Below are 21,447 nucleotides of genomic sequence, written 5' to 3'. Positions count from 1 at the left end.
CATTACCTTTTGGTATTTTATACAAGGATTAAAAGCGATGAATTTGCCTAATATATTAGCGTTTATGAGGATATTATTAGCTCCACTTTTATTTTTTTTGCTAATCAATGATTTTGAAAATATCCATCCTAGTTGGGTAAATTATTTTGCTTGTGTTGTTTTTGGTATAGCTGCTTTAACCGATTTTTTTGATGGTTATATTGCAAGAACTTGGAATCAAACAACAAAACTTGGAGCTATTATAGATCCACTTGCTGATAAGATGCTTGTTTTAGCTGCTTTTTTGGGATTATTACTCACCCAAAAAGCTGATCCTTGGATAATTTATATTATTTTAGTAAGAGAGTTTTTTATAACCGGCTTTAGAGTGGTTATGGTAAGTGAAAAATTTGATGTAAGCGCTTCTTTTGCAGGGAAAATCAAAACAACTTTTCAAATGATTGCTATTATATTTTTAATCATGCAGTGGCCTTTTGCCAATACTTTATTATTTATTGCTTTAATACTTACGCTTTATTCGGCTTTTGAATATGTATTAGCCTACATTAATCACTCAAAAAAGGTATAAAATTGAAATCATATTTATTTTTATTCATCATTTTAGCTATAGGATTTAAATTTTATTCCTTTAGCTTTTTAGTGACACTTTTGGTAATATCTTTTTTAATTTTTTTTCACGAACTAGGACATTTTTTAGCTGCAAAACATATGAGAGTTGATGTAGAAATTTTTAGCATAGGATTTGGAAAAGCTGTTTTTAAAAAAACCTACAAAAATACAGAATATCGCTTGTCTGCTTTACCTTTTGGTGGCTATGTTAAACTTAAAGGACAAGATGACTTAAATCCTAGTAAAAAAAACTATGAACCAAATAGTTATAATACTTTAAATCCTTTAGCTAAAATTTACATACTTTTTGCAGGACCATTTTTTAATTTTTTTTTAGCCTTTTTGCTTTATATAGCCATAGGTTTTTTAGGTATTCAAAAAATAGCACCTATAATAGGAAATATAGCACCAAATTCAGCTGCCCAAAAAGCAAATTTACAAATTGGGGATAAAATATTGGCTATAAATGGAGTAAAAATTCAAAGTTTTGAAGAAATTAGCAAACTAGTCCATACAAAGCCTATCACTCTAAACATAGAAAGAGATGATAAAATTATCAATATCATCCTTACTCCACAAATTGATCAAGGATATAATGAGTTTTATCAAAAAGTTCAAAAACCTCTTATTGGTATAGCTCCTAAAAATGAATTTGTAACGATTTATCATCAAGGAATTGATAGTTTAAAATATGCTTATAATGAAAGCATAGAAGCTTCTATGCTTATATTTAAAGGATTAGCTAAGATTATAAGCGGGGAGTTAGATGCTAAAAATATGGGTGGAATCATCACTATGGTTGATATTACATCAAAGGCAGCAAATACTAGCATCGTAGTTTTATTTTTAATCACAGCTTTAATTTCTATCAATCTTGGGGTGTTAAATCTACTTCCTATCCCAGCATTAGATGGAGGGCATATACTATTTAATCTTTATGAATTAATCTTTAAAAAAGAAGTTCCAAAAATATGCTTTGAATATCTTAGTTATTTTGGTATGGCTTTACTTTTAAGCTTAATGATATTTGTAACTTATAATGATATTACCCGTTTTATGAACAATTAATAAGTCCTTGTTGCAAAATCATAACGATTAAATTCACCTACTATATTATTTTTACGATAAAAACTATTGTAAAACTGCTTGCTTAAACTCTGCTCATAATTTAATCTAAATCTTACCCACATAGCAGCTTGATCTTTAGCACTAGTTTTTTCATCTTGATAATTCAGCGATAAATCTAAAATAGAAATTGGAGAATAAGTAATATTATACTGATTTTGCATTTCTTTGATATTTGAATTGACATTTAAAGTATTCAAATAAGGCAAATCAAAAACTACGCCAACTTCAGTGCTATCATCTAAATTACTTTCTTTAACACTATAATGGTTAGCATAAGCCTTAAAATAGCTGCTAAATTGAAATTCTACGCCAAAACTATTTTTACCACAAGCTTCTTTATACTGATCATTAAAATAATTAAAACCTAAATTAAATTTATCAAACTCATAGCGGTTGATAATTCCAACCGAATAGGCCTGCTCTAGCTGCCCTATTCTAGCTTGTTTTTCCAAAAGCAAAGAAGCATTTTCATAATCAAATATAGAATTAATATTTTTAATATTAACATTTAAGGCATTAAAATCAACATTAGCCTCTGTTTTATCTTTAGAACTTAAATTTAAAATTTGTCCTAGTGATTTACTAGCATAAGAATTAAAATCTATGCTTTGATTTTGATATTCTTTAGGTTTTTGAAAAAAAACTTGTTTTGAAACTATGTTTGTTTTTTGCTCTTTAGTGATATTTACTTCACCTTCACTTAAACTTTCTTCTAAATTTAAAGCAAATACACTGATACATATACAACTTAAAAAAATATATTTTTTCACTCAGCCTCTCATTTGTATGTGCTTTTTGTATTCTATTTCACTTATCATCCTTTCATTTATATCTTGAATTTGCTTAATCCAAACATAAATATTTTTTCTTCTTGTATTAATTGATTATTTTTTATACAACTAAACAATCTTTCAATGTAAGAATTTAAATCTTGGTTTAAAACAAAATATTATTTTGAGTATCAATTTTACTTCTATGTGTTCTATTTTAGAATTAATCACACAAGAAAAAGCTAAGTATGTTTTAAACAACATTCTAAATAAAGTAAAATTTTATTAGCATCTGCACTAGTTTTAGAAATTTCATCTAATAAAATTTTAGCCTTTTCATCAACACCTGTGAAAACTTTTTGAAATTCTTCTAGACTTGAATTAGAATTTTAGCAACTCTATAAGCTTTGTTTGTAATATCTTTGATATTTCCCATTTGTTCTATTAATGTTTTAATCATCACAGAAATTTCTTTAGCTGTAACTTAAGTTTTTTCAGTCAAAGCTCTAACCTCCTCAGCAACCACAGCAAAACCTCTACCATACTCACCTGCACAAGCGGCTTCAATAGCAGCATTTAAGCCAAAAAATTTATTTGCTCTGTAATATCTTCAATAATACCTATAAAAGAAGATACACTATTAATTTGCTGAGAAAAAGTATCTATTAAAGTATGAATTTACCCTATATTTTCATCTAAATTTGACAAATCATCTGAGATTACCTGTGCATTTTTAGCATTTTTTGAAGAATGAATAAAAATGATATTTGCCTGATCATATACATCATGCATAATGTCTGCAATATCATTAAGCTTTGTATTAATCAATGCTAATTCTTTTTGCAAAGAATCTAACATGCTCTTAGATACATTTTCTACAATAATACTTCTTGTAGATAAATTTTGAGTTTTTTCAATTTCTAAGGTCACTTCTTCATTAATAACTTGGCATTATAAAAAAGCACCCACCAAACCCTCAAATCTTACTTTTCTATAGGTTATTTACTCTTTAACTACTAAAATTGCGTTAAGAATTTATCTATTAAAAACTTCAATCTAATCTGCTAAGTCATTAACAACCCAGCCTAACTTACCTACTCCAGATTTTAAAACAAGTATATGAGTTACCCTAGCTTCTAAATTTCCTTTTGCAAGTTCATTTAAAACCGAAGTTACTCTCAGTGCTTCTTTATTTCTATAATAAGCACTGGCAATACTAAATAGTACAATTAAAGTTCCTAAAACACAAAAACAAAACCAAAAAATTTTTCCTTCAATTACTTCTAAAAAAGCCATTAAACAAAATAAAAAACAAAGCAAAGTAATTTACAATTTGATTGATATTATATCGATAAAACCAATTCTTCATAGCTCATTCCCTTTTGAATTAAAATATTATTTAGTAATTTTCTTGATGCTTTTTGTCCGCCTTTTTGTTCTTCTAATAAAAGCTCTTTGTATATTTTTCTATTTTTTAATAGCTTCCTTTTTAGGATTTAAGCGCATCGAATGATACTCATAACCTCTCCATTAGAATCAAAAGAAGGGGTTATAAAAGCTAATACCCAATAAAATGAGCCATCTTTAGATAAATTTTTTACATAAGCAATAACCTCTTTTTTATTTTTAATACTTTCCCAAAGAATTCCAAAAACAACTTTAGGCATATCAGGGCGACGAATTTTGTCGGTTTTTGAGACAATAATTTATCCATCATTAAAAAATTTCTCATTTAATATAGGTTGAATTTTTCGCATATACTCTCCTTGTTTGCAATGCGTAAAAACACATAAATAAAGTGAAAATGAATTTCTAATTTTTTCCTTTTTTTAGCTGACGGATTAAAAATCTTGCAGGATGCAAAGCATATAAAAACTCTTTTTCTATTCTTGGTTCATTAAAAACCAAAGAAGTAATAATTCTAGAAGATATAATAGCACTAGCAAAAGCTCTAGAGCCATGAGCAATACTAAAATATAGAGGAATAAATTCATTTGGAGTTACTTGAGCTTTATTTTTATGCCATAAAAGTGCTTTATAATTTTGTAAATAAAAATTTTCATCATATGCTTGACCAACTATAGCAAATCTATCACTAGAATATGATCTAAATCCTACTTTACCACTCACAATCTCTAATTTTTCATTTTCTAAAAATTCTCTTATATTTTCAATATTTTGAAAATCATCTTTTTCTAAAAGTGTATTGTTACAATTTAATCTATCATAACTTGCACCAATAAGTTGCAAATTTAATTCTTCATTGATAGGACAAATATAGCCTTTTGATGATAAAGCATAGGTGTTTTTTAAAAATGGTTTTAAATGAGTACATTGACCTCTAACACTACTTAATTTCATATATTTATAATCTAAAAAGTTCTTAACATCAGCACCTTGAGCATAAATTAATACATCATAATCTTTTAAAGTTTTTTTATTGTTAAATCGCAAAGAAAACTTTTCATTTTCATAAGAATAATCTATAAATTCATACTCAAAAAATATACTTGCTTTGCTTTTTTCCAAAAGTATCTTAACTACTTCTTGAGGCTTTATACACATTCCATCTTTTAAAAAAGCTTGATTATTAGTAATTTTAAACAAAACATTATTTTTTTGACTATTAAAACGCTCTTGCATAAGCTCATTATGAGCAAACTCATAAACACCTTGTGGATCTAAGTCCAAAATTTGCCTATAAAACCTACTTGCCTCTAAAAAAGCATATTGTGAAAATTCTCCCAATAAAACATCAGGTTTTAAAATCAAAGAACTTAAAATTCCATTGATATTTCCAGAAGCACCCTTGCCTAATGAATTTTCTTTCTCAAAAATATCCACTTGAATATTTCTTAATGAAAATTCATAAGCTAAACTAGCTCCAGCTATACCTGCTCCAATAATGGCTATTTTTTGGATATCTTTTTTTAAATATGGAGTATTAAAATAAGCAAATTTGTCTTCAAACTCTAAACCATTAAAAACAGCTTGTATCATTTCTCTTTTTCTAAAGCCTTTTACCTTTTGCACTTGATAATTATTATTTATTAAAGCTTTTTTTAAAACACTTGCAGAAGAAAAGGTTAAGACTTTGGTATTTATTTTTGAGTTTTTAGCAACTTTATTTATAATATCCTCATCAAACATCTCTTGATTTTTAACAGGTGCAAAACCATCTAAATACCAAACATCAGCTTTAAAATCTAATTTTTGCAATTTTTCATTAGCATCACCAAATACCAAGTCTAAAAAACAATCTTGAAAATAAAACCTATAAACTCCATCTTTACATGGGGGATAAAATTTTAAAAACTGCTCCAAAAATTCTTTAAATTCCTCATAAAAACCAAGATTTTTATAAATTTCTCTTAATTTATCTTTTTCTATGTAAAAATTTTCAAAACTAAGATAAAAAAGTCTTTGAGTTGCTTTTTTTTCTTTTAAAAAACGCTTTAGAGTAAGAAAGAAATTTAAACCTATGCCAAAACCAAGCTCTGCAATGATAGTTTGTTTTGCTTGAAATTCAAAAGCATTAGTATAGATAAATTCACTCTCACTTAAACCATCGCTAGAATTAAAATAATAATCATCAAAATCTAAAGAAAAAGGTGTATTGTTTTTAATGATGATATTTGCTTTTTTCATTGATTTTTATAAAAATAACTCTCTATGCCATTAGCAATACCAATAGCTAATAATTCTTGAAAATTTTTATTAACTAACCTATTTCTTTCATTAGGATGACTAATATAACCTGTCTCAATCAATATAGCAGGCATTTGTGCACCCACTAAAACCCAAAAAGGAGCTTCTCTAACGCCACCATCAACAACTTTATATTTTTTTCTTACATTGCTTAAAATCTTTTTTTGCACATCAATGGCAAGTTTATTTGAAGCAACTATTTTTTCACGATTTAAAAAATTTAAAAAGGTTTGTTTAGAAAAATAATTCATTTCTTCAAAGTCTGATTGGTTTTCTAGCTCAGCAGCCTTTTTACTTCTTTCACTTCTTGCAGGTGATAAAAAGAAAGTTTCAATACCTTCAAGAGTTTTTGCTCTTTGTTTGTTTGGAGCTGCATTTGCATGGATAGAAATAAACAAATCTGCCATTTTTTCATTAGCCATAGATGTTCTATCTCTAAGGTTTATAAATTTATCCGTACTTCTTGTATAATAAATTTTATACCCTCTTTTTTTTAACTCATTACCAAGTTTTAAAGCTACGCTTAAAACTACATCTTTTTCTTTAACACCTTTATCCCCTAAAGTTCCTGGATCTTTACCTCCATGACCTGGGTCAATTACGATAACTTTTCCTGTTTTTTTAATTAAAGGTTTTTTTTCTGTTAATTTAGTTTTTTGGTTTGTATTTTTGATATTTTTTTCAAAACCAATAAATAATTCATTATCATCTAAATCAAGACTTGTCTTAAAATTACTTGTTGAACTTAAAACAAGCCTAACAATTGTTTTATTATATTGAGTTAAAGTAATTGATTGATTTTTATTAATATCTATTTTTTTTCTATCACCTTCTAATATTGCCTCAAAACTTACAATCGAACGATAAAATTTGCCATCTTTAAAAGAATTAATTTTTATATCTTCTATATCAATATCATTATTCAATTTTAAACTTATACCATTTTTTTCTTTGGTTGATTTTAATATATATAATGGTTCGTTTTTGGTAATTTCTTTTTCAACTACTACTTTTTTTGCTTCATTTTGTGTTTTAACTATAGGTCTAGGATTTTCTTTTTTTTCTATCTCTCCAAGTCCCATAAAAAAACTTCGATCTTTAAGCTCTATTTTTATCTTTAATTCTTTTTTTGAACTTAAAACTAAACGCATGCTTGTTGGATTAAACTGCGATACAATAACATCAAAATCTTTAAATTTAAAATTTCTCTTAGGTCCTTTTAAAATTCCATCAAAATCTGCAACATAACGAAAATTATCATCGCCCTTGAGAGTAAAATTTTTAATATCTTTTTGGCTGATTTTTTCACTCAAATCAAGCAAAATACCATTATCTAACTTTTTAACATCAAGAATAAAAAGTTCTTTTTGTGCTGGAGTTTTTTTATCTTCTTTTTTATCTTCTTTTTTATCTTCTTTTTTATCTTCTTTTTTATCTTCTTTTTTATCTTCTTTTTTATCTTCTTTTTTATCTTCTTTTTTATCTTCTTTTTTATCTTCTTTTTTATCTTCTTTTTTATTATTAGATATCGTGGTATTGGTTTCTTTTCTCACTTGTTCTTTTTTTATTTTTTGATCTTGTATAACTTTTAAAGCATTTTTTAAACGCAAAATTTCTTCTTCGCTTACTCCGCCTTCTTTAAGCTCTTGCACATAAGCTTTATCATCAAACCCTAAAGAATTAGAACTTATAATTAGTCTTTTTAAAATTTCATTCTTTTCTTTAAAATTATCATTAATTACACTTTGAATATATAAAGACTTTAACTGCTGATGTAATTGTAGCTTTTCTTCTGAATTAGAAATTAAAAAAGATTGATCAAATTTTTTAATTTCTACATCAGCAAAAATACTAGAACAAAATAATAAAAAGATAAAGAATATTCTAAACATCTTCACCATTAACTAATTTTTTCATTAGCTCTTCTACACTAATAAGCTTATCTAATCTATACCCATTAGCTCCAGTAAAAAATAATCCGGTTTCTTTTTTACCACTCCAAGCATCATATAATCTATCTGCTATACAATAACCTACTTTACTTGCCTCTTTACCCCTGCCACATGGTGCAACACAATTACTTACACAAGAAATTTTTGGACCCATTTTTTTATCGACTAAATTTAAAAGATTAGTTCTTATCCCTCTTGCAGGATAACCAACTGGAGATTTTAAAAGCTCAATATCTTCTTTTTTACAATCAAGCAACACTTGTTTAAATTCATCACTTGCATCACACTCAAAAGTCCCTATGAAACGAGTTCCCATTTGAACACCACTAGCACCCAAAGAAATCATTTTTTCTATATCTTGTTTATCCCAAATTCCACCTGCAGCAATTAGTGGTATATCCCCCCAATTTTTAATTTCTTGTGCAACTTGTGGAACTACATTTTCTAATTGATACTCATCCATCAAACATTGCTCATAAGTAAAACCTTGATGCCCTCCACTCTTAGGCCCTTCAACTATAACTGCATCAGGCAAGCGATTGTATCTACTTTGCCATCTTTTACAAATAATTTTTAAAGCCTTAGCAGATGATACAATAGGCACCAAAGCAACATCAGGATAATCTTGTGTAAATTCAGGTAAATTTGTAGGAAGTCCCGCTCCTGAAACTATCACATTAAAACCAACTTCACAAGCATTGCGTGCAATTTGTGCATAATTATTACTTGCATATAAAATATTACAGCCTAAAGGTGCATCTTTGCAAACTTTTCTAGCATTATCTATCAAGGCTTTCAAGCCTGCTTTTGAATAAAAATTATCACTTCCATAAGGTTTTGCATTAAGCTCTTTATCTATATGTGTTCTATTTTCATAATATCCAGTTCCCACTGAGGAAATAATCCCTAGACCACCATTTAAAGAAACTGCAGAAGCAAGTTTATCCCAACTTATACCAAGACCCATACCACCTTGAAAAATAGGATATTTTATTTCATGCTTTCCAATTTTTAAAGCTTTAAAACTCATCATACTACCTTTAATTTTGCAAATTTTCTTTTTCCAACTTGTAAAATATATTCTCCGCTTTCTAGTTGGAATTGTTCATCTTGAACTTTTTCCCCATTAATACTTACCGCATTTGAATTAATCAATCTTCTCGCCGCTGAAGTAGAGCTTTCCATTTTACATTCTACTATAGCTTTCGCAAGCCAAATACTACCTTCTAAAGTAAAACTTGGCATATCACTAGGAAGCTCTTTTGCACTATGAACTTTGTCAAATTCTTCCTTAGCTTTTAATGCACACTCATTTGAGTGAAAACGCGTAGTAATTTCTAAAGCTAAATCTTCTTTAGCTTTTTTAGGGTGCAATAAACCATTTTTAATATCATCTTTTATTTGTGAAATTTCATTTAAGCTTTTTTCACTTAAAAGCTCATAATATCTAAACATCAACTCATCATTTATACTTAAAACCTTAGCATACATATCTTTAGCATCTTCGGTTACCCCTATATAATTACCTAGGCTTTTACTCATTTTATTTACACCATCAAGACCTTCAAGCAATGGCATCATCATAACCACTTGTTCTTTTTGGCAATTATATACTCTTTGGAGTTGTCTACCCATCAAAAGATTGAATTTTTGATCTGTTCCACCCATCTCTATATCACTTTTTAATACAACACTATCATAACCTTGTAAAAGTGGATACAAAAACTCACAAATTGATATAGGACTTTGTTCTTTAAAACGTTTAGTAAAATCATCTCTTTCAAGCATTCTAGCAACACTAAAAGTCGAAGTAAGCTCTACTATACCACTAGCACCTAACTCATTTAGCCATTTAGAATTAAAATGAATTTGAGTTTTACTTGGATCTAAAATTTTAAAAACCTGCTCTTCATAAGTTTTGGCATTTTTAAGCACTTCTTCTTTATCAAGTTTTTTTCTTGTAACACTTTTACCTGTAGGATCACCTATTTGAGCTGTGAAATCGCCTATTAAAAACTGCACTATAGCTCCATGCTTTTGAAGTAAAGCCATCTTGCTTAAAACAACAGTATGTCCTAAATGTAAATCAGCAGCTGTAGGATCAAACCCAGCTTTTACAAAAAAATTTTCACCCTTTTCATAGTAATTTTTTACTAAAGAAACCAATCTCTCCTCATCAATAATTTCTGCAATTCCTCTTTTAATCTCTTTAATAATTTCATCAATATTCATTATAAACCTTTTTAGTGATTATTATACGCATCATTTAAAGATGTAAAATCTAAAATTCTATATCTAGTTTTTAATCTTTCTTTGGCATTTTCAACATCAATATTATTAGGCAATTCAACTTGAACTTCAAAATAATTTGCCACCACAGGCTCTGAATCAGCTGAATTAATACTTAAGACATTTATTTGCATTTTAGCTAAAGTAGTTAGAAAATCTGCTAAAGAACCTTTTTTATTTTCAATAGAAACAATAATTTTGTAACTTTTTATCGAGCTATCATTCCAAGAAACAAAAACCATTTCTTTATTTTCTTCAATCATTTTCATAGCTTGTTCACAAAGTTTATGATGTATTGTGGCATTAGTAGAATGCCTAAAAGCGATAATTTCATCTCCTCTTTTAGGTCTACAGCAATAATCAAAATTAATAGTAGTAATTTTATAGTTAGATCCTATAACAATACTTTCAAATTTTTGCTCATTTTGTTCAAATTTGTTAGCTTGATTTTGTCCCATATATTTTCTAAGAGCAATAATCACATCTTTAAAATAATTAAAATCTAAAGCAATTTGTCTAAGTTTTTTACTAAAATTTTCTTTTTCTAGCCATTTTTCTATTGTAATTGAGTCTTTATTAAATACAGTAGAAAGTAGATTAATGGCAATTTTATTATTTAACTCTTTTTTCTTTTGTTTGCAAAAATCTCTTATGCTAGCCCTGGCTTTTCCTGTTTTAACACTATCTATCCACGAACATCTAAAAAATTCTTCATTAGAAGTTTCTATACTAACTATATCACCATTTTTAAGCACAGTTAAAAGAGGTACTCTCACACGATTTACAAAAGCCGTTTTTGCGTGAAGTCCTACTTTAGTATGCACTTCATAAGCAAAATCTAAAGCTGTAGCTCCTCGAGGTAGAGTAAAAATTTCTCCCTTTGGAGAATATACTGCTATATCTTCAATATATAAACTATCCTTAGCATATTCATAAAGCTCTATTGCATCACAATCTTGAACATTATTTCCTTCTTTAGCATGCATAGAAATATCCGCAAGCCAATCTAAATTTGGAGTAGCGATATTTCCTTCTTTGTATTTCCAATGAGCAGCAACACCAAATTCAGCAGTTTTATGCATATCAAAGGTGCGAATTTGAGCCTCTATAATATTTTTAGCATCAAAAAGAGTAGTATGTAAGGTTTGATAACCATTTTGCTTTGGTAAAGCTATATAATCTTTAAATCTTGAAATTAAAGGATTAAAATGTGTATGTAAAATTCCTAATGCCAAATAACAATCATAAATCTTTTCCACTAAAATTCTAACACCCAAAAGATCTAAAACTTCTTCAAGACCTACACCTTTTCTTTGCATTTTTAAATATATAGAATAATTATGTTTAATTCTTTTATGAATAATAAAACTACCTTGTCTAAAGCCATTTTCTAAAAACAACATTTCAATTTTAGAAATAAATTCATTAAAACCGAGTTGAATTTGTTGATCTTTAGCGTTAATATAATTATCAATTTGCATATATTCTTCAGGTAGTAAAAATTTAAAACTTAAATCTTCAAGCAAATTTTTTATACTTGAAATACCAAGTCTATGGGCTATAGGAGCATATACCACCAATGTTTCTTCACTAATTCTTTTTTGTTTATCCTCTCTTAAATAATTTAATGTAAGCATATTATGCAATCTATCACAAAGCTTTATCACAAGTACGCTCACATCTTCAACGCCAGCTAAAAGCATATTTCTAAAAGTCAAAGCAGATCTTGCTAACTTTTCATTTGAATTAGAGCGAGTAAGATGATCTTCTCTAATACTAACAATTTTAGTCAAACCTTGAACTAGTTTTGCCACTTCTTCACCAAAAATCATACTTAGCTCTTCTTCATTGCAATTTGTATCCTCTAAAACATCATGTAACAAAGCAGCTATAATCATAGATTTTACTGGACTTAAAAAAGCAACAAAAGAAGCAACTAATATAGGATGAACCGCATAAGGTTCGCCACTTTTTCTAAATTGCCCATTATGTTTTTGAATACAAAATTCCACTGCTTTTTCTAAAATATTAGATTGTGGAAAAACTAAAAAAAGAATTTCTTTAGCCCTATTTAAATCTTTGCAATTTTTTACATCATCAATAAGCTTATCTAATAACAACTCATCATTTACTAGTTTCAATAAATCCCTCGAGTGTTATTTTATCTTCTGCAATTTCATATAAAGCAATATCAGTAAATTTATTTTTATTTTTATCTAAATCAACTAAAGCTTCAGCACCATTTGCAAGTTCTTCTGCTCTCTTTGCTACTACCAAAGCTAATTTATATCTATCATTTTTCATTTTTTTTAAAGCTTTTGCAGCTATTTGTTCTACTCTCATTTTCTTCCTTAATATTAATTTTTAACAATAGAGCACAAACTCATATCGCCTTGAATAATTTTTAACAAATTTCCTTCTTTAAACATATTGCATACAACTATAGGCAAAGCATTATCTTTTGCTAAAGCAATAGCAGTATCATCCATAACTTTTATATTATCATGTAAAGCTCTTTCATAGCTTAATTCATTTAACATAATAGCATCATTATGTTTTTTTGGGTCTTTATTATAAATTCCATCTACCTTAGTCGCTTTGATAATCATCTCTGCTTGAATTTCTATTGCTCTTAAAGTTGCAGCAGTATCGGTTGTAAAATAAGGATTACCAGTTCCGCAAGCAAAAATTACTATGCGTCCTTTTTCCAAATGTCTATGTGCTCTTCTCATTATATAAGTTTCACAAAATGCTTCCATTTGAATGGCACTTTGAACTCTTACATCAAGCCCAGCACTTTCTAATGCTTCTTGCATAGCTATAGAATTAATCACCGTAGCAAGCATACCCATATGATCACCACTTGTTCTTTTTATAAGTCCATCTCTTGCAGCAGAAACACCTCTAATAATATTTCCACCACCTATAACAATACCTACTTCAACTTTTTCATCAACTAAGCTTTTTATTTCAGAAGCTATATATTTTAAAATAGAATTTTCTATACCAAACCCATTTTCTCCAGCTAAAGCTTCCCCAGAAAATTTAACCAAAACTCTTTTTCTTTTATTACTCATTGAAAATTCTCCTTTGGGATAAAACTATACCAAAATTCGTATTAAAAAAAGCTAATTTACTTAATCATTTCTAAAGGATTTATATGAAAATTCTTTTGTGTTACTTCAAAAGTTAAATCACTCTCAACTCTACCTATAATATATCCTTTTTTAATATTTCTACCTACTTTAACCCCGGGTGCAATTTTATCTAAATGTGCATAAATAGTGTGAATTCCATTTTTATTTTCTACAATTACAACTTTTTTCAAGGTTGGAGTTGATTTAGCAAAAACTACCTTGCCATCTAATACATTCCTCACAGCAGCATTAGCAACATCACTTTTTAAAACAACATTTTCATTATAAATTTTAATATTATAAATTGGATCGACATAATTTCCAAATTTTTGCTTTACTGTATATGATTCTAAAGGAGCTATAGTTTTAGCACCACTATAACTTTTAACACTACTTGTTTGATAACTTGAACCTACTTGTTTAATATTACTAGATGCTTTGTTATCCTCTTTTTTCTGTGCAATTTTTTCTTCTTCTTTTTCTTTTATAATTTTTAATTTATTTAGAGTTTTTCTTAATTCTTGTTGCTGTGCTTGTAGATTAGAGAGTTTTCTAGTGTAAATTTCTTTATCAGTTTTTTGTTTTATGATTTCTTGTTCTTGCTTTTTTCTAAGATTTTTTAACTCATCAATTTGATCTTTATAGTTTTTTAAATTTGTATTGATTGCAGCTATTTGAGCTTGTTTTTCTTCGATTTTTTTACTTATATCTTCATAATCTTTAGAAATTTGATAAAATTCTTCCTTAAAAATTTTATCTAACGCTCCAACTAATTCTAAAGCAATAATACTATCTTCACTTTCTATATAATTTTTAGGAATAGCTAAATCATAAGCAAAATCTTTAGCTATTAAATCAATTATCTTTCCTTCAATTTTATTTTTATTTTGCAAAAGATCTTTATTTTGTGTATTTAATTGTTCTAATGATTTAATTTGAACTTTTGCAGAACTTTCTAATTTTAAGGTTTTAGAACTTAAAACACTAATTTCACTTGCAATTTTTTTAAGATTTTTTTCATTATCTAAAATTTCACTTGCTAAATCTTCTAATTTTTTAGAAAGTTGTTTTACTATACGCTCATTTTCTTTAATATCTTTTTGTTTTTGTGCTATTTCATTTGCAAATAAAATAGAAAAAGAAATCAAAAAAAACAAAAAGTATTTTTTCATTTTCTAACCTTGAACATTACAAAATTTACGCATGCAAAACAAACACAAAGCATTGCCAAGAAAATCAAAAATAAGTATGTAAATATACTTATTTTAGGCAAGCTAATATCCACACTTTGCAAAGCTAATTTAATAAATTCAAGATCATAAACTTGGGTAAAAAATGCAACTAATAATAAAAATGCTATCAAACAATCAATAAAGACAATTTTGTAAAGCATAAAAGATCTAAACCAAAATGGCGCTCCAAGCAAGCACATAATTTCAACTCTTTGAGTATGTTCAAAAAGCCATATTTTCATCTGTTTAAGCAATAATACAAAACTAAGCAATATAATAATAAACAAGAAAAACCATAATAAAAATTTCACCAAAACTAAAAGTTTGTAAATTTTAGTATGAGTTTTAGCAAATGTTTCAACTTTAGTGATATTTGGATTTTTCAAAAGCCTATCTTTTAAAGATTTTAATTCATCTTCTGATAAAAGTTTGCTTAATTTTAAAGTATAAAATTTTGGCAATGTAGCTTTTAAAACCTCTATATTTTTAGCTGATATATCATTTTTAAGTCTATCTATCATTTCACTAGGATTTAAAATTTCTAAAGACTGAAAATAACCCACTTGATCTTCTATGCTTTTTTTATCCAAATGAGTTTTTCCTACCAAAATAATATTATAATCTTTATTTAAAAGTTTTTCATAGTGCTCTATAGTTTTGTTTGTAATAATTAAAAACTCAAAAGCAAACATCATCACCATTAAGGCAAATATTAAAGAAAGATGATTTTTAAACGATTTCATTCATTCTCCCATTTTCTATATTAAAGCGACGATAATCAAGTCTTAAATTAGTAGGAATTCTATGTGTTACAACTACAACACAAGTTCCAAGTATCTCTCTAGCTGATTTTAATAATGTCCATATAATATCTGAAGAATATTCATCTAAATTACCTGTTGGCTCATCACATAAAAGTAATTTTGGATTATGTGCTAAAGCTCTAGCCATAGCTACGCGTTGTTGTTCTCCACCTGAAAGTTGTGCAGGCTTTTTATCTGCTTTAAAAGTTAAATTTACATGTTTTAAAAGTTTTGCAGCTTGCTCTTTACATACATTTTTGCTATAACCCTTAATCATCAAAGGAAGCATTACATTTTTCTCAACGTTAAATTCTTGAACCAAACGATAATCTTGAAAAATAATACCTATTTTTTGTCTAAGTTGTAAAAGTTCAGTATTAGAAATATTCACCAAGTCATTATCACAAACTTTTAAATTTCCACCAAGTGGCTCTAAATCTCCATAAAAAGATTTTAATAAAGTTGATTTTCCACTACCGCTTTTACCTGTAATAAAAACAAAATCATTGTCTTTTAAAGAAAAACTAGCATTTTCTATAACAAGTTCATCATAACCAAGACAAAGCTTTTTGGCTTCTATCATCACTATATTTTCCTTATAATATTAAAGTATAAATATTTATTATTTGCTATAAGAATACAATATTTCTCTTAATTTTTCTATAGCTTTTAAATTTTCTTTTGTTTTAAAAGGGTCTTCAAAAACAAAAATAGTATTATATTTACCTAATCTTATATACACATGCTCTGGCTTATAAAAAGCTCCAAGAGCTACTTTAATGATAATATCTTTTTCTGTAGTATATAACTTTTCAGTATATAAGAAAAAATCATCATCTTTAAAAACATTATTTTTAAAATTCTTTTTAATACAATCTAATTCTTCCAAATCAAATTTCAAATTTTCTATAGCAAATTTTTGATTTTTATCCAGTCTTTTACTTTCACTAAAATCACTAATTTTTAAATCATATATATCTTTTTCTTGTCTTTTCCATCGATCTTCATATTTACTCGATATTTCCAAATTTTTATTTTTTGCAATTTCTGCTTTTAAATGCGAAAAATTTAAAAAAGTTTCCAAAGTAAAACTAAAATACATATAACTATCTGTTCTAAGCTCAAACTGACCAGTGTCTTTTAAAACCCTAGCGCATTCATTTGCAAAATTTAGTCCCACTACCCTACGATGAGGCTTCTTATCCCAAGGAACAGGAAAATGTAAGAAAATTTTATCTACTAAATTAGATTCAAGCACACTTAATAACAACCTTGCATCAGTTTCTATCAATAAGACATTATTTAAGTTTTCACTTAAAGCTAACTTAGCTACTTGTTCTAATGCAGGAGTATAAATTTCTATACCGATGATTAAAACATTAGGATTTTGCTTAGCTTGATAGAGCAAATGCCTACCGCTTCCAAAACCTATTTCTATATAAATTTGCTTTTTATTTTGGATTTGCTCTAGCAACTCTTTTAAATCATTAGCAATCAAAGGTGTTTTTTGAATTAATCTTGTATGTTTTAGAGCAACTGCTTCACAAATTATATCTTGGGTAAAATTTTCCTTAAATAAAAGTAAAGCTTTTTGCAAATATCCAATTTGTGAAGGTTTGGTATGTTTTTCTCCCTTAATGAGCCATTCTTGTTTTCTATCATCTTTTTTAATTTGTATAAAAAAATTTTCTTCTTTTATACGCGTAAAAAGTAAATTTACATTCTCACCTTTTGCAAGCCATAAAAATTCAACTCCATCCTTTTGAAATGGAAGTTGAATTTCTTTTAAAATTTTACACTTAAAATTTGGCATTATTTCACCGCTGTAAATTTATCAGAAGCTTTTGACTCAATACCATTAGCATCAATAGCTATAACCTCATAACTATACACTTTTCCAGGAACTGCTGTAATATCTTTTAATTGTTTAGATTTAATCTCCTTAAACACAGCACTACTTCCACCACCACTTCTTTTTACTATGTATTCCTTAGCCCTATCATCATTATCAACCCATTCTACTCTAATGCCATCATCTTCAACTGCACATAAAATAATACTAGGTGCTAATGGTGCTCCTAAGGTTATACCTTCTACAGGCTCATTTGCTATAGGACTTTCTAAGCCATCTTTATCAACCATACTTACTTTATAATATCTCTTTTCAGCTACACCTTTTACTGCATCTTCATAAGTATTCTCAGAAGTTTTGGCTATAACACTAAAAGGTAAAAAAGTAGTTGAACTTGAATAAATTTTATAATAAGCAAAATCAGCATAATCAATCTTATCCCAAGTTAAGATGATTTTTCTTGGAGCATCTTTGCTTGCTTGTAAGTTATTTACCATAGGAGGAAGTGCTTTGGTGGTTGATTCTACTATCTTGCTTGGAGTGCTTTTAATACCATCATAAGTTAAAGCTATAATTCTATATTGAAAACTCTCATCAGGTTTTAATGAATCATCAATATACTCGGCACTTAAACGATTTTTAACCCTAGTTAATTCTTTAAATTTCATATCTTTCATATTAGCGCGTTCGATAATATATGAATTTACTCTTAAATCAGGATGTGGTCTCCAAACTAATTTTACACGATTTGGCAAACCTACAATAGCTTGAACAAAAGGCACTGGATCAATCACTCTATTTGTAAAAGCTTCTATGCTCACACCATCTTGAGAAACTTGACCAAGCTCGTTAAAAGTTTTCATAGAATAATAATATCTCGTATTTGGCTCTAAATTTGTATCAGTGTAATGTGTTTGAAACTTGTTTTTAATTTTTGCTATAAGTTCCATTGGCGCACCTGCTGCATTAGCTCTATAAATATAATAACCTGCTATATTTTGATCGTATAAAGGTTCCCATTCAAAAGCTATACTGGTAATATCACTTATGCTTTTGATATTTGAAATTTTTGGTAAAGTATCATTTACTTGAGCAATTTGTGGCGAACTCATAGTAGTGCTACAAGCACTAAAAGCCAAAGCTGAACTTAATATAATCCAATGAAGTTTTTTCATCTATTTCTCCTTGTGTAAAATTCTCTTTCAAAATTTGATAAAAATCATCAAACATAGGTGCTTTTATAAACATAAGTTTTTTAGTCCTAGGATGAATAAAATAAATCAAATACGCATGAAGCATTACTCTATTATACTTTATTTTTCCTTTATATCCATATAATTCATCACCTAAAATATAACGATTAAAATCAGCTAAATGTACTCTAATTTGATGAGTTCTTCCTGTATATAATTTAGCAGCTATTAAAGAGCAGTTTTTAGCACTTAATAAATTTATAAAATCTGTTTTTGCGCTTTTTGCTAAAGAATTTAAGTGATTTGTAGTTATTTTTTTTAATCTATTACTAGGACAACGCATAATAGCTTTTTCATTACTCATTTTATCATTTTTTAAAGGTAAATCACTTAAAGCGAAGTAAATTCTCCCCATACTTTTATCTAAAAGCTGTTTTGCTAAAAACTGATGGCTTTGGTTATTTTTTGCTATTACTATGGCTCCACTTGTCCCTTTATCAAGTCTATGTACAAGTCCTGCTCTATGTTCTCCATTTAAATTTGACAAAGCATAACCTTTATATAAAAGCCAATCTACCAAAGTCGCTTCTTTTACACTACTTGCACCATGCACTACAACATTGGGTGCTTTATTTAAAACTAAAATTTCATCATCTTCGTATAAAATTTCTATATCAAATTTAGGTATATAACTTTCTTTTGCTTTTTTTATTTGAGGTAAAAAAATACTTATTTCATCTTTTTGTTTTATTTTTTTTGAATTTTTATTTTCTATTTTTTCATTAATATAAACACAATTTTCTTTTACCAACTTAGCAATTTGCGAACGGCTTTGTTTGAGTATATCTGATAAAAAAATATCCAATCGCTCTTCACAAAGTGATGAAATTTTTAGCATTTTTATTTCCTTGTGATAAAATTTGCAATTTTAGCATATAATTACACAATATTTTATAAAAGGATGGCCTTGATAAAGCTTGATAGAAGAATTTTAACGCATTTTGATTTTGTTCAACCTCTTCTTATATTACCCATTATCGCCATATCATTTATTTTAATTTATGAAGCAAATACGCGTTTAGCAGAAAAACAATTTATCTATACTTTAGTAGGTTTTGCAGGATTTGCTTTTTTTTTCTTTTTGCCTTTAAAAAGGCTAATATGGTTTATACCTGTGTTATATTGGATCAATATAGTTTTACTTTTAAGCGTAGATGTTTTTGGAGTAGAAAGACTTGGTGCTAGAAGATGGCTTGAAATTCCTTTTACACATTTTACTATACAGCCTTCTGAAATTTTCAAACCATCTTTCATTTTAATGCTTGCTTATTTGATCTATCAAAATCCACCACCACCTAATGGTTATGGTTTAAAGCAGTTTTTAAAACTAAGTTTTTATATTTTGCTTCCATTTTTACTTATAGCAGGAGAGCCTGATTTGGGGACTGCTTTAGTACTTTTAATAGTAGGCTTTGGAACACTTTTTATCATAGGTGTAAATTATAAAATTTGGCTTAGTATTTTTCTAGTCATTGCTATAGCTTCACCTATTATTTATAATGATTTTTTAAAACCTTATCAAAAACAAAGAATTCATGACTTTTTAGCTGAAGAGCCAAGTTACCATGTAAAACAATCCATCATTGCTATAGGAAGCGGTGGTTTAAGTGGAAAAAAAGCAGATGAAGCTACTCAAACGCATTTTAAATTTTTACCTATTTCTACGAGTGATTTTATCTTTGCTTATTTATCTGAAAGGTTTGGTTTTATAGGTGCTGTTATTATTATACTACTTTATACTTTATTAATCTTTCATCTATTAAGTTTAAACTATAAGCTCAAAGATGATTATTTTACAAGAGTTGTAACAAATTGTATTGCTTTATTTATTTTTATATATGTAGCAGTAAATATCTCAATGACTATAGGTTTTGCCCCTGTTGTTGGCATACCTATGCCATTTTTTAGCCACGGAGGGAGTTCTTTTGCTACTTTTATGGTTTTTTTTGGAATTTTACAAAATTTAATAACTTTTAGATATTTAGCGATAGAAAAAGCAGTAAAAATAAAATTCTAAATTTAAATTAAGGAAACAAAGATATAATAACATTTTTATTTTAACTTCTGGCGGATTTATAGCTCAGTTGGTTAGAGCAACCGGCTCATAACCGGTTGGTCGCAGGTTCGAGTCCTGCTAAATCCACCATATTTTAATCTTACATTCATAATTATATTAGATAAAAATATTGTCTTTGTTAAAAAACTCTTTAAGTCATACTCTTGTTTAAAGTTACATTTTGTATTAATATTATACAAACTTAAATTTTCTAATAATTAATTAACCCTAGCTTGCTTAAAGCATTAAAATCATTTAAAAAACTAGTAGTATGAATTTATTTACTACTTATATCTAAAGCTTAAAAAACCAAATATATTCTAAGCAAAATAAAAGAAATAATAAAACCACAAAAGCTTAGTAAAATTACACAAATAAAACCAATGCAAGCTTTATTTATTCTATTAAAGTAAGACTTTAAAAAGCATTTTGTAAAATAAAAATGGTTGCGAAGGGGAGATTTGAACTCCCGACCTTCGGGTTATGAGCCCGACGAGCTAACCACTGCTCTACTTCGCGGCATCATATGAAGTGGATGGGGTAAAGGGATTCGAACCCCTGAATGACAGGACCAAAACCTGTTGCCTTACCGCTTGGCGATACCCCAATAATAAAGAAATATTTTCATAAATTAAAAACCGCATTATATATTATTTTT

21 protein-coding genes and 3 tRNA genes are annotated in these 21,447 nt (G+C 27.8%); 4 read left to right on the top strand and 20 right to left on the bottom strand.

Annotated features, from left to right (window positions below; translation table 11 throughout):
- Positions 1 to 37 precede the first annotated feature (37 nt).
- Both pgsA and rseP read left to right on the top strand, forming a co-directional pair.
- Positions 38 to 568: a CDP-diacylglycerol--glycerol-3-phosphate 3-phosphatidyltransferase gene (pgsA, locus tag CARM_RS03480; protein ID WP_139425053.1), complete on the top strand. Its 531-nt coding sequence runs from the start codon at positions 38 to 40 to the stop codon at positions 566 to 568.
- Positions 569 to 570: 2 nt separating this feature from the next.
- The gene (rseP, locus tag CARM_RS03475) at positions 571 to 1,677 is read left to right on the top strand and encodes an RIP metalloprotease RseP (protein WP_139425051.1); all 1,107 of its coding nucleotides are present in this window, start codon (positions 571 to 573) and stop codon (positions 1,675 to 1,677) included.
- Here the strand turns inward: rseP and CARM_RS03470 are convergent.
- The 18 genes from CARM_RS03470 to CARM_RS03385 form a co-directional block, all read right to left on the bottom strand.
- Positions 1,674 to 2,507, bottom strand: a complete 834-nt coding sequence (locus CARM_RS03470) for a hypothetical protein (protein ID WP_139425048.1) — start codon at positions 2,505 to 2,507, stop codon at positions 1,674 to 1,676. The two genes, rseP and CARM_RS03470, sit on opposite strands and share 4 nt — an antisense overlap.
- 484 nt (positions 2,508 to 2,991) lie before the next feature.
- Complete coding sequence (locus CARM_RS08495) at positions 2,992 to 3,075, bottom strand: methyl-accepting chemotaxis protein (protein ID WP_139425164.1); 84 nt, start codon at positions 3,073 to 3,075, stop codon at positions 2,992 to 2,994.
- Positions 3,076 to 3,185: 110 nt separating this feature from the next.
- Positions 3,186 to 3,437 carry a hypothetical protein gene (locus tag CARM_RS03460; protein WP_139425046.1) on the bottom strand — a complete coding sequence of 84 codons (252 nt, stop codon included), beginning with the start codon at positions 3,435 to 3,437 and terminating at the stop codon, positions 3,186 to 3,188.
- 126 nt (positions 3,438 to 3,563) lie between these two features.
- On the bottom strand, positions 3,564 to 3,803 hold the full coding sequence (locus tag CARM_RS03455; protein ID WP_139425044.1) for a hypothetical protein: 240 nt from the start codon (positions 3,801 to 3,803) through the stop codon (positions 3,564 to 3,566).
- Positions 3,804 to 4,003: 200 nt separating this feature from the next.
- Positions 4,004 to 4,189, bottom strand: a complete 186-nt coding sequence (locus tag CARM_RS08420; RefSeq protein WP_268904550.1) for a PAS domain-containing protein — start codon at positions 4,187 to 4,189, stop codon at positions 4,004 to 4,006.
- 130 nt (positions 4,190 to 4,319) lie between these two features.
- Complete coding sequence (gene mnmC / locus CARM_RS03445) at positions 4,320 to 6,155, bottom strand: bifunctional tRNA (5-methylaminomethyl-2-thiouridine)(34)-methyltransferase MnmC2/FAD-dependent 5-carboxymethylaminomethyl-2-thiouridine(34) oxidoreductase MnmC1 (protein WP_139425041.1); 1,836 nt, start codon at positions 6,153 to 6,155, stop codon at positions 4,320 to 4,322.
- On the bottom strand, positions 6,152 to 8,107 hold the full coding sequence (locus CARM_RS03440) for an N-acetylmuramoyl-L-alanine amidase family protein (RefSeq protein WP_176300993.1): 1,956 nt from the start codon (positions 8,105 to 8,107) through the stop codon (positions 6,152 to 6,154). Before CARM_RS03440 ends, mnmC begins: the two co-directional genes overlap by 4 nt.
- On the bottom strand, positions 8,100 to 9,197 hold the full coding sequence (locus CARM_RS03435) for a nitronate monooxygenase (protein ID WP_139425034.1): 1,098 nt from the start codon (positions 9,195 to 9,197) through the stop codon (positions 8,100 to 8,102). The genes CARM_RS03440 and CARM_RS03435 overlap by 8 nt, the downstream gene beginning before the upstream one ends.
- A complete protein-coding gene (gene tyrS, locus CARM_RS03430; RefSeq protein ID WP_139425032.1) occupies positions 9,197 to 10,399 on the bottom strand; it encodes a tyrosine--tRNA ligase in 1,203 nt (400 codons plus the stop codon). The genes CARM_RS03435 and tyrS overlap by 1 nt, the downstream gene beginning before the upstream one ends.
- Before the next feature lie 11 nt (positions 10,400 to 10,410).
- The gene (locus tag CARM_RS03425) at positions 10,411 to 12,597 is read right to left on the bottom strand and encodes a RelA/SpoT family protein (protein WP_139425030.1); all 2,187 of its coding nucleotides are present in this window, start codon (positions 12,595 to 12,597) and stop codon (positions 10,411 to 10,413) included.
- Positions 12,581 to 12,799 carry a DNA-directed RNA polymerase subunit omega gene (locus tag CARM_RS03420; protein ID WP_139425027.1) on the bottom strand — a complete coding sequence of 73 codons (219 nt, stop codon included), beginning with the start codon at positions 12,797 to 12,799 and terminating at the stop codon, positions 12,581 to 12,583. The genes CARM_RS03425 and CARM_RS03420 overlap by 17 nt, the downstream gene beginning before the upstream one ends.
- Before the next feature lie 14 nt (positions 12,800 to 12,813).
- Positions 12,814 to 13,533, bottom strand: coding sequence for a UMP kinase (gene pyrH / locus CARM_RS03415; RefSeq protein WP_139425025.1), 720 nt, complete (start codon positions 13,531 to 13,533; stop codon positions 12,814 to 12,816).
- Between the two features lie 56 nt (positions 13,534 to 13,589).
- Positions 13,590 to 14,765 (bottom strand): murein hydrolase activator EnvC family protein, encoded by a 1,176-nt coding sequence (locus tag CARM_RS03410; protein WP_139425023.1) that lies wholly within the window; start codon positions 14,763 to 14,765, stop codon positions 13,590 to 13,592.
- Positions 14,762 to 15,568, bottom strand: a complete 807-nt coding sequence (locus CARM_RS03405) for an ABC transporter permease (RefSeq protein WP_139425020.1) — start codon at positions 15,566 to 15,568, stop codon at positions 14,762 to 14,764. The genes CARM_RS03410 and CARM_RS03405 overlap by 4 nt, the downstream gene beginning before the upstream one ends.
- The gene (locus CARM_RS03400) at positions 15,555 to 16,211 is read right to left on the bottom strand and encodes a cell division ATP-binding protein FtsE (protein WP_139425017.1); all 657 of its coding nucleotides are present in this window, start codon (positions 16,209 to 16,211) and stop codon (positions 15,555 to 15,557) included. The genes CARM_RS03405 and CARM_RS03400 overlap by 14 nt, the downstream gene beginning before the upstream one ends.
- 39 nt (positions 16,212 to 16,250) lie before the next feature.
- Positions 16,251 to 17,441: a tRNA (guanosine(46)-N7)-methyltransferase TrmB gene (gene trmB, locus CARM_RS03395; protein WP_139425014.1), complete on the bottom strand. Its 1,191-nt coding sequence runs from the start codon at positions 17,439 to 17,441 to the stop codon at positions 16,251 to 16,253.
- Complete coding sequence (locus tag CARM_RS03390; protein ID WP_139425012.1) at positions 17,441 to 18,655, bottom strand: fibronectin type III domain-containing protein; 1,215 nt, start codon at positions 18,653 to 18,655, stop codon at positions 17,441 to 17,443. Before CARM_RS03390 ends, trmB begins: the two co-directional genes overlap by 1 nt.
- A complete protein-coding gene (locus CARM_RS03385; RefSeq protein ID WP_139425009.1) occupies positions 18,609 to 19,571 on the bottom strand; it encodes an RluA family pseudouridine synthase in 963 nt (320 codons plus the stop codon). Before CARM_RS03385 ends, CARM_RS03390 begins: the two co-directional genes overlap by 47 nt.
- A gap of 69 nt (positions 19,572 to 19,640) precedes the next feature.
- Here CARM_RS03385 and CARM_RS03380 point away from each other — a divergent pair, with 69 nt between their 5' ends.
- Both CARM_RS03380 and CARM_RS03375 read left to right on the top strand, forming a co-directional pair.
- Positions 19,641 to 20,750 (top strand): FtsW/RodA/SpoVE family cell cycle protein, encoded by a 1,110-nt coding sequence (locus CARM_RS03380; RefSeq protein WP_139425006.1) that lies wholly within the window; start codon positions 19,641 to 19,643, stop codon positions 20,748 to 20,750.
- A gap of 52 nt (positions 20,751 to 20,802) precedes the next feature.
- A tRNA-Ile gene (locus CARM_RS03375) sits at positions 20,803 to 20,879 on the top strand.
- 353 nt (positions 20,880 to 21,232) lie between these two features.
- On the opposite strand, the gene CARM_RS03370 is transcribed toward CARM_RS03375, so the two are convergent.
- Together CARM_RS03370 and CARM_RS03365 are read right to left on the bottom strand one after the other, a co-directional pair.
- Positions 21,233 to 21,308: transfer RNA gene (locus CARM_RS03370), tRNA-Met, on the bottom strand.
- A 13-nt stretch (positions 21,309 to 21,321) separates the two neighbouring features.
- A tRNA-Gln gene (locus tag CARM_RS03365) sits at positions 21,322 to 21,396 on the bottom strand.
- Between the last annotated feature and the right edge of the window lie 51 nt (positions 21,397 to 21,447).

It is taken from the genome of Campylobacter armoricus (assembly GCF_013372105.1).
GTDB classification, from domain to species: Bacteria; Campylobacterota; Campylobacteria; order Campylobacterales; family Campylobacteraceae; genus Campylobacter_D; species Campylobacter_D armoricus.
This window is presented reverse-complemented; position numbering and strand designations above follow the sequence as displayed.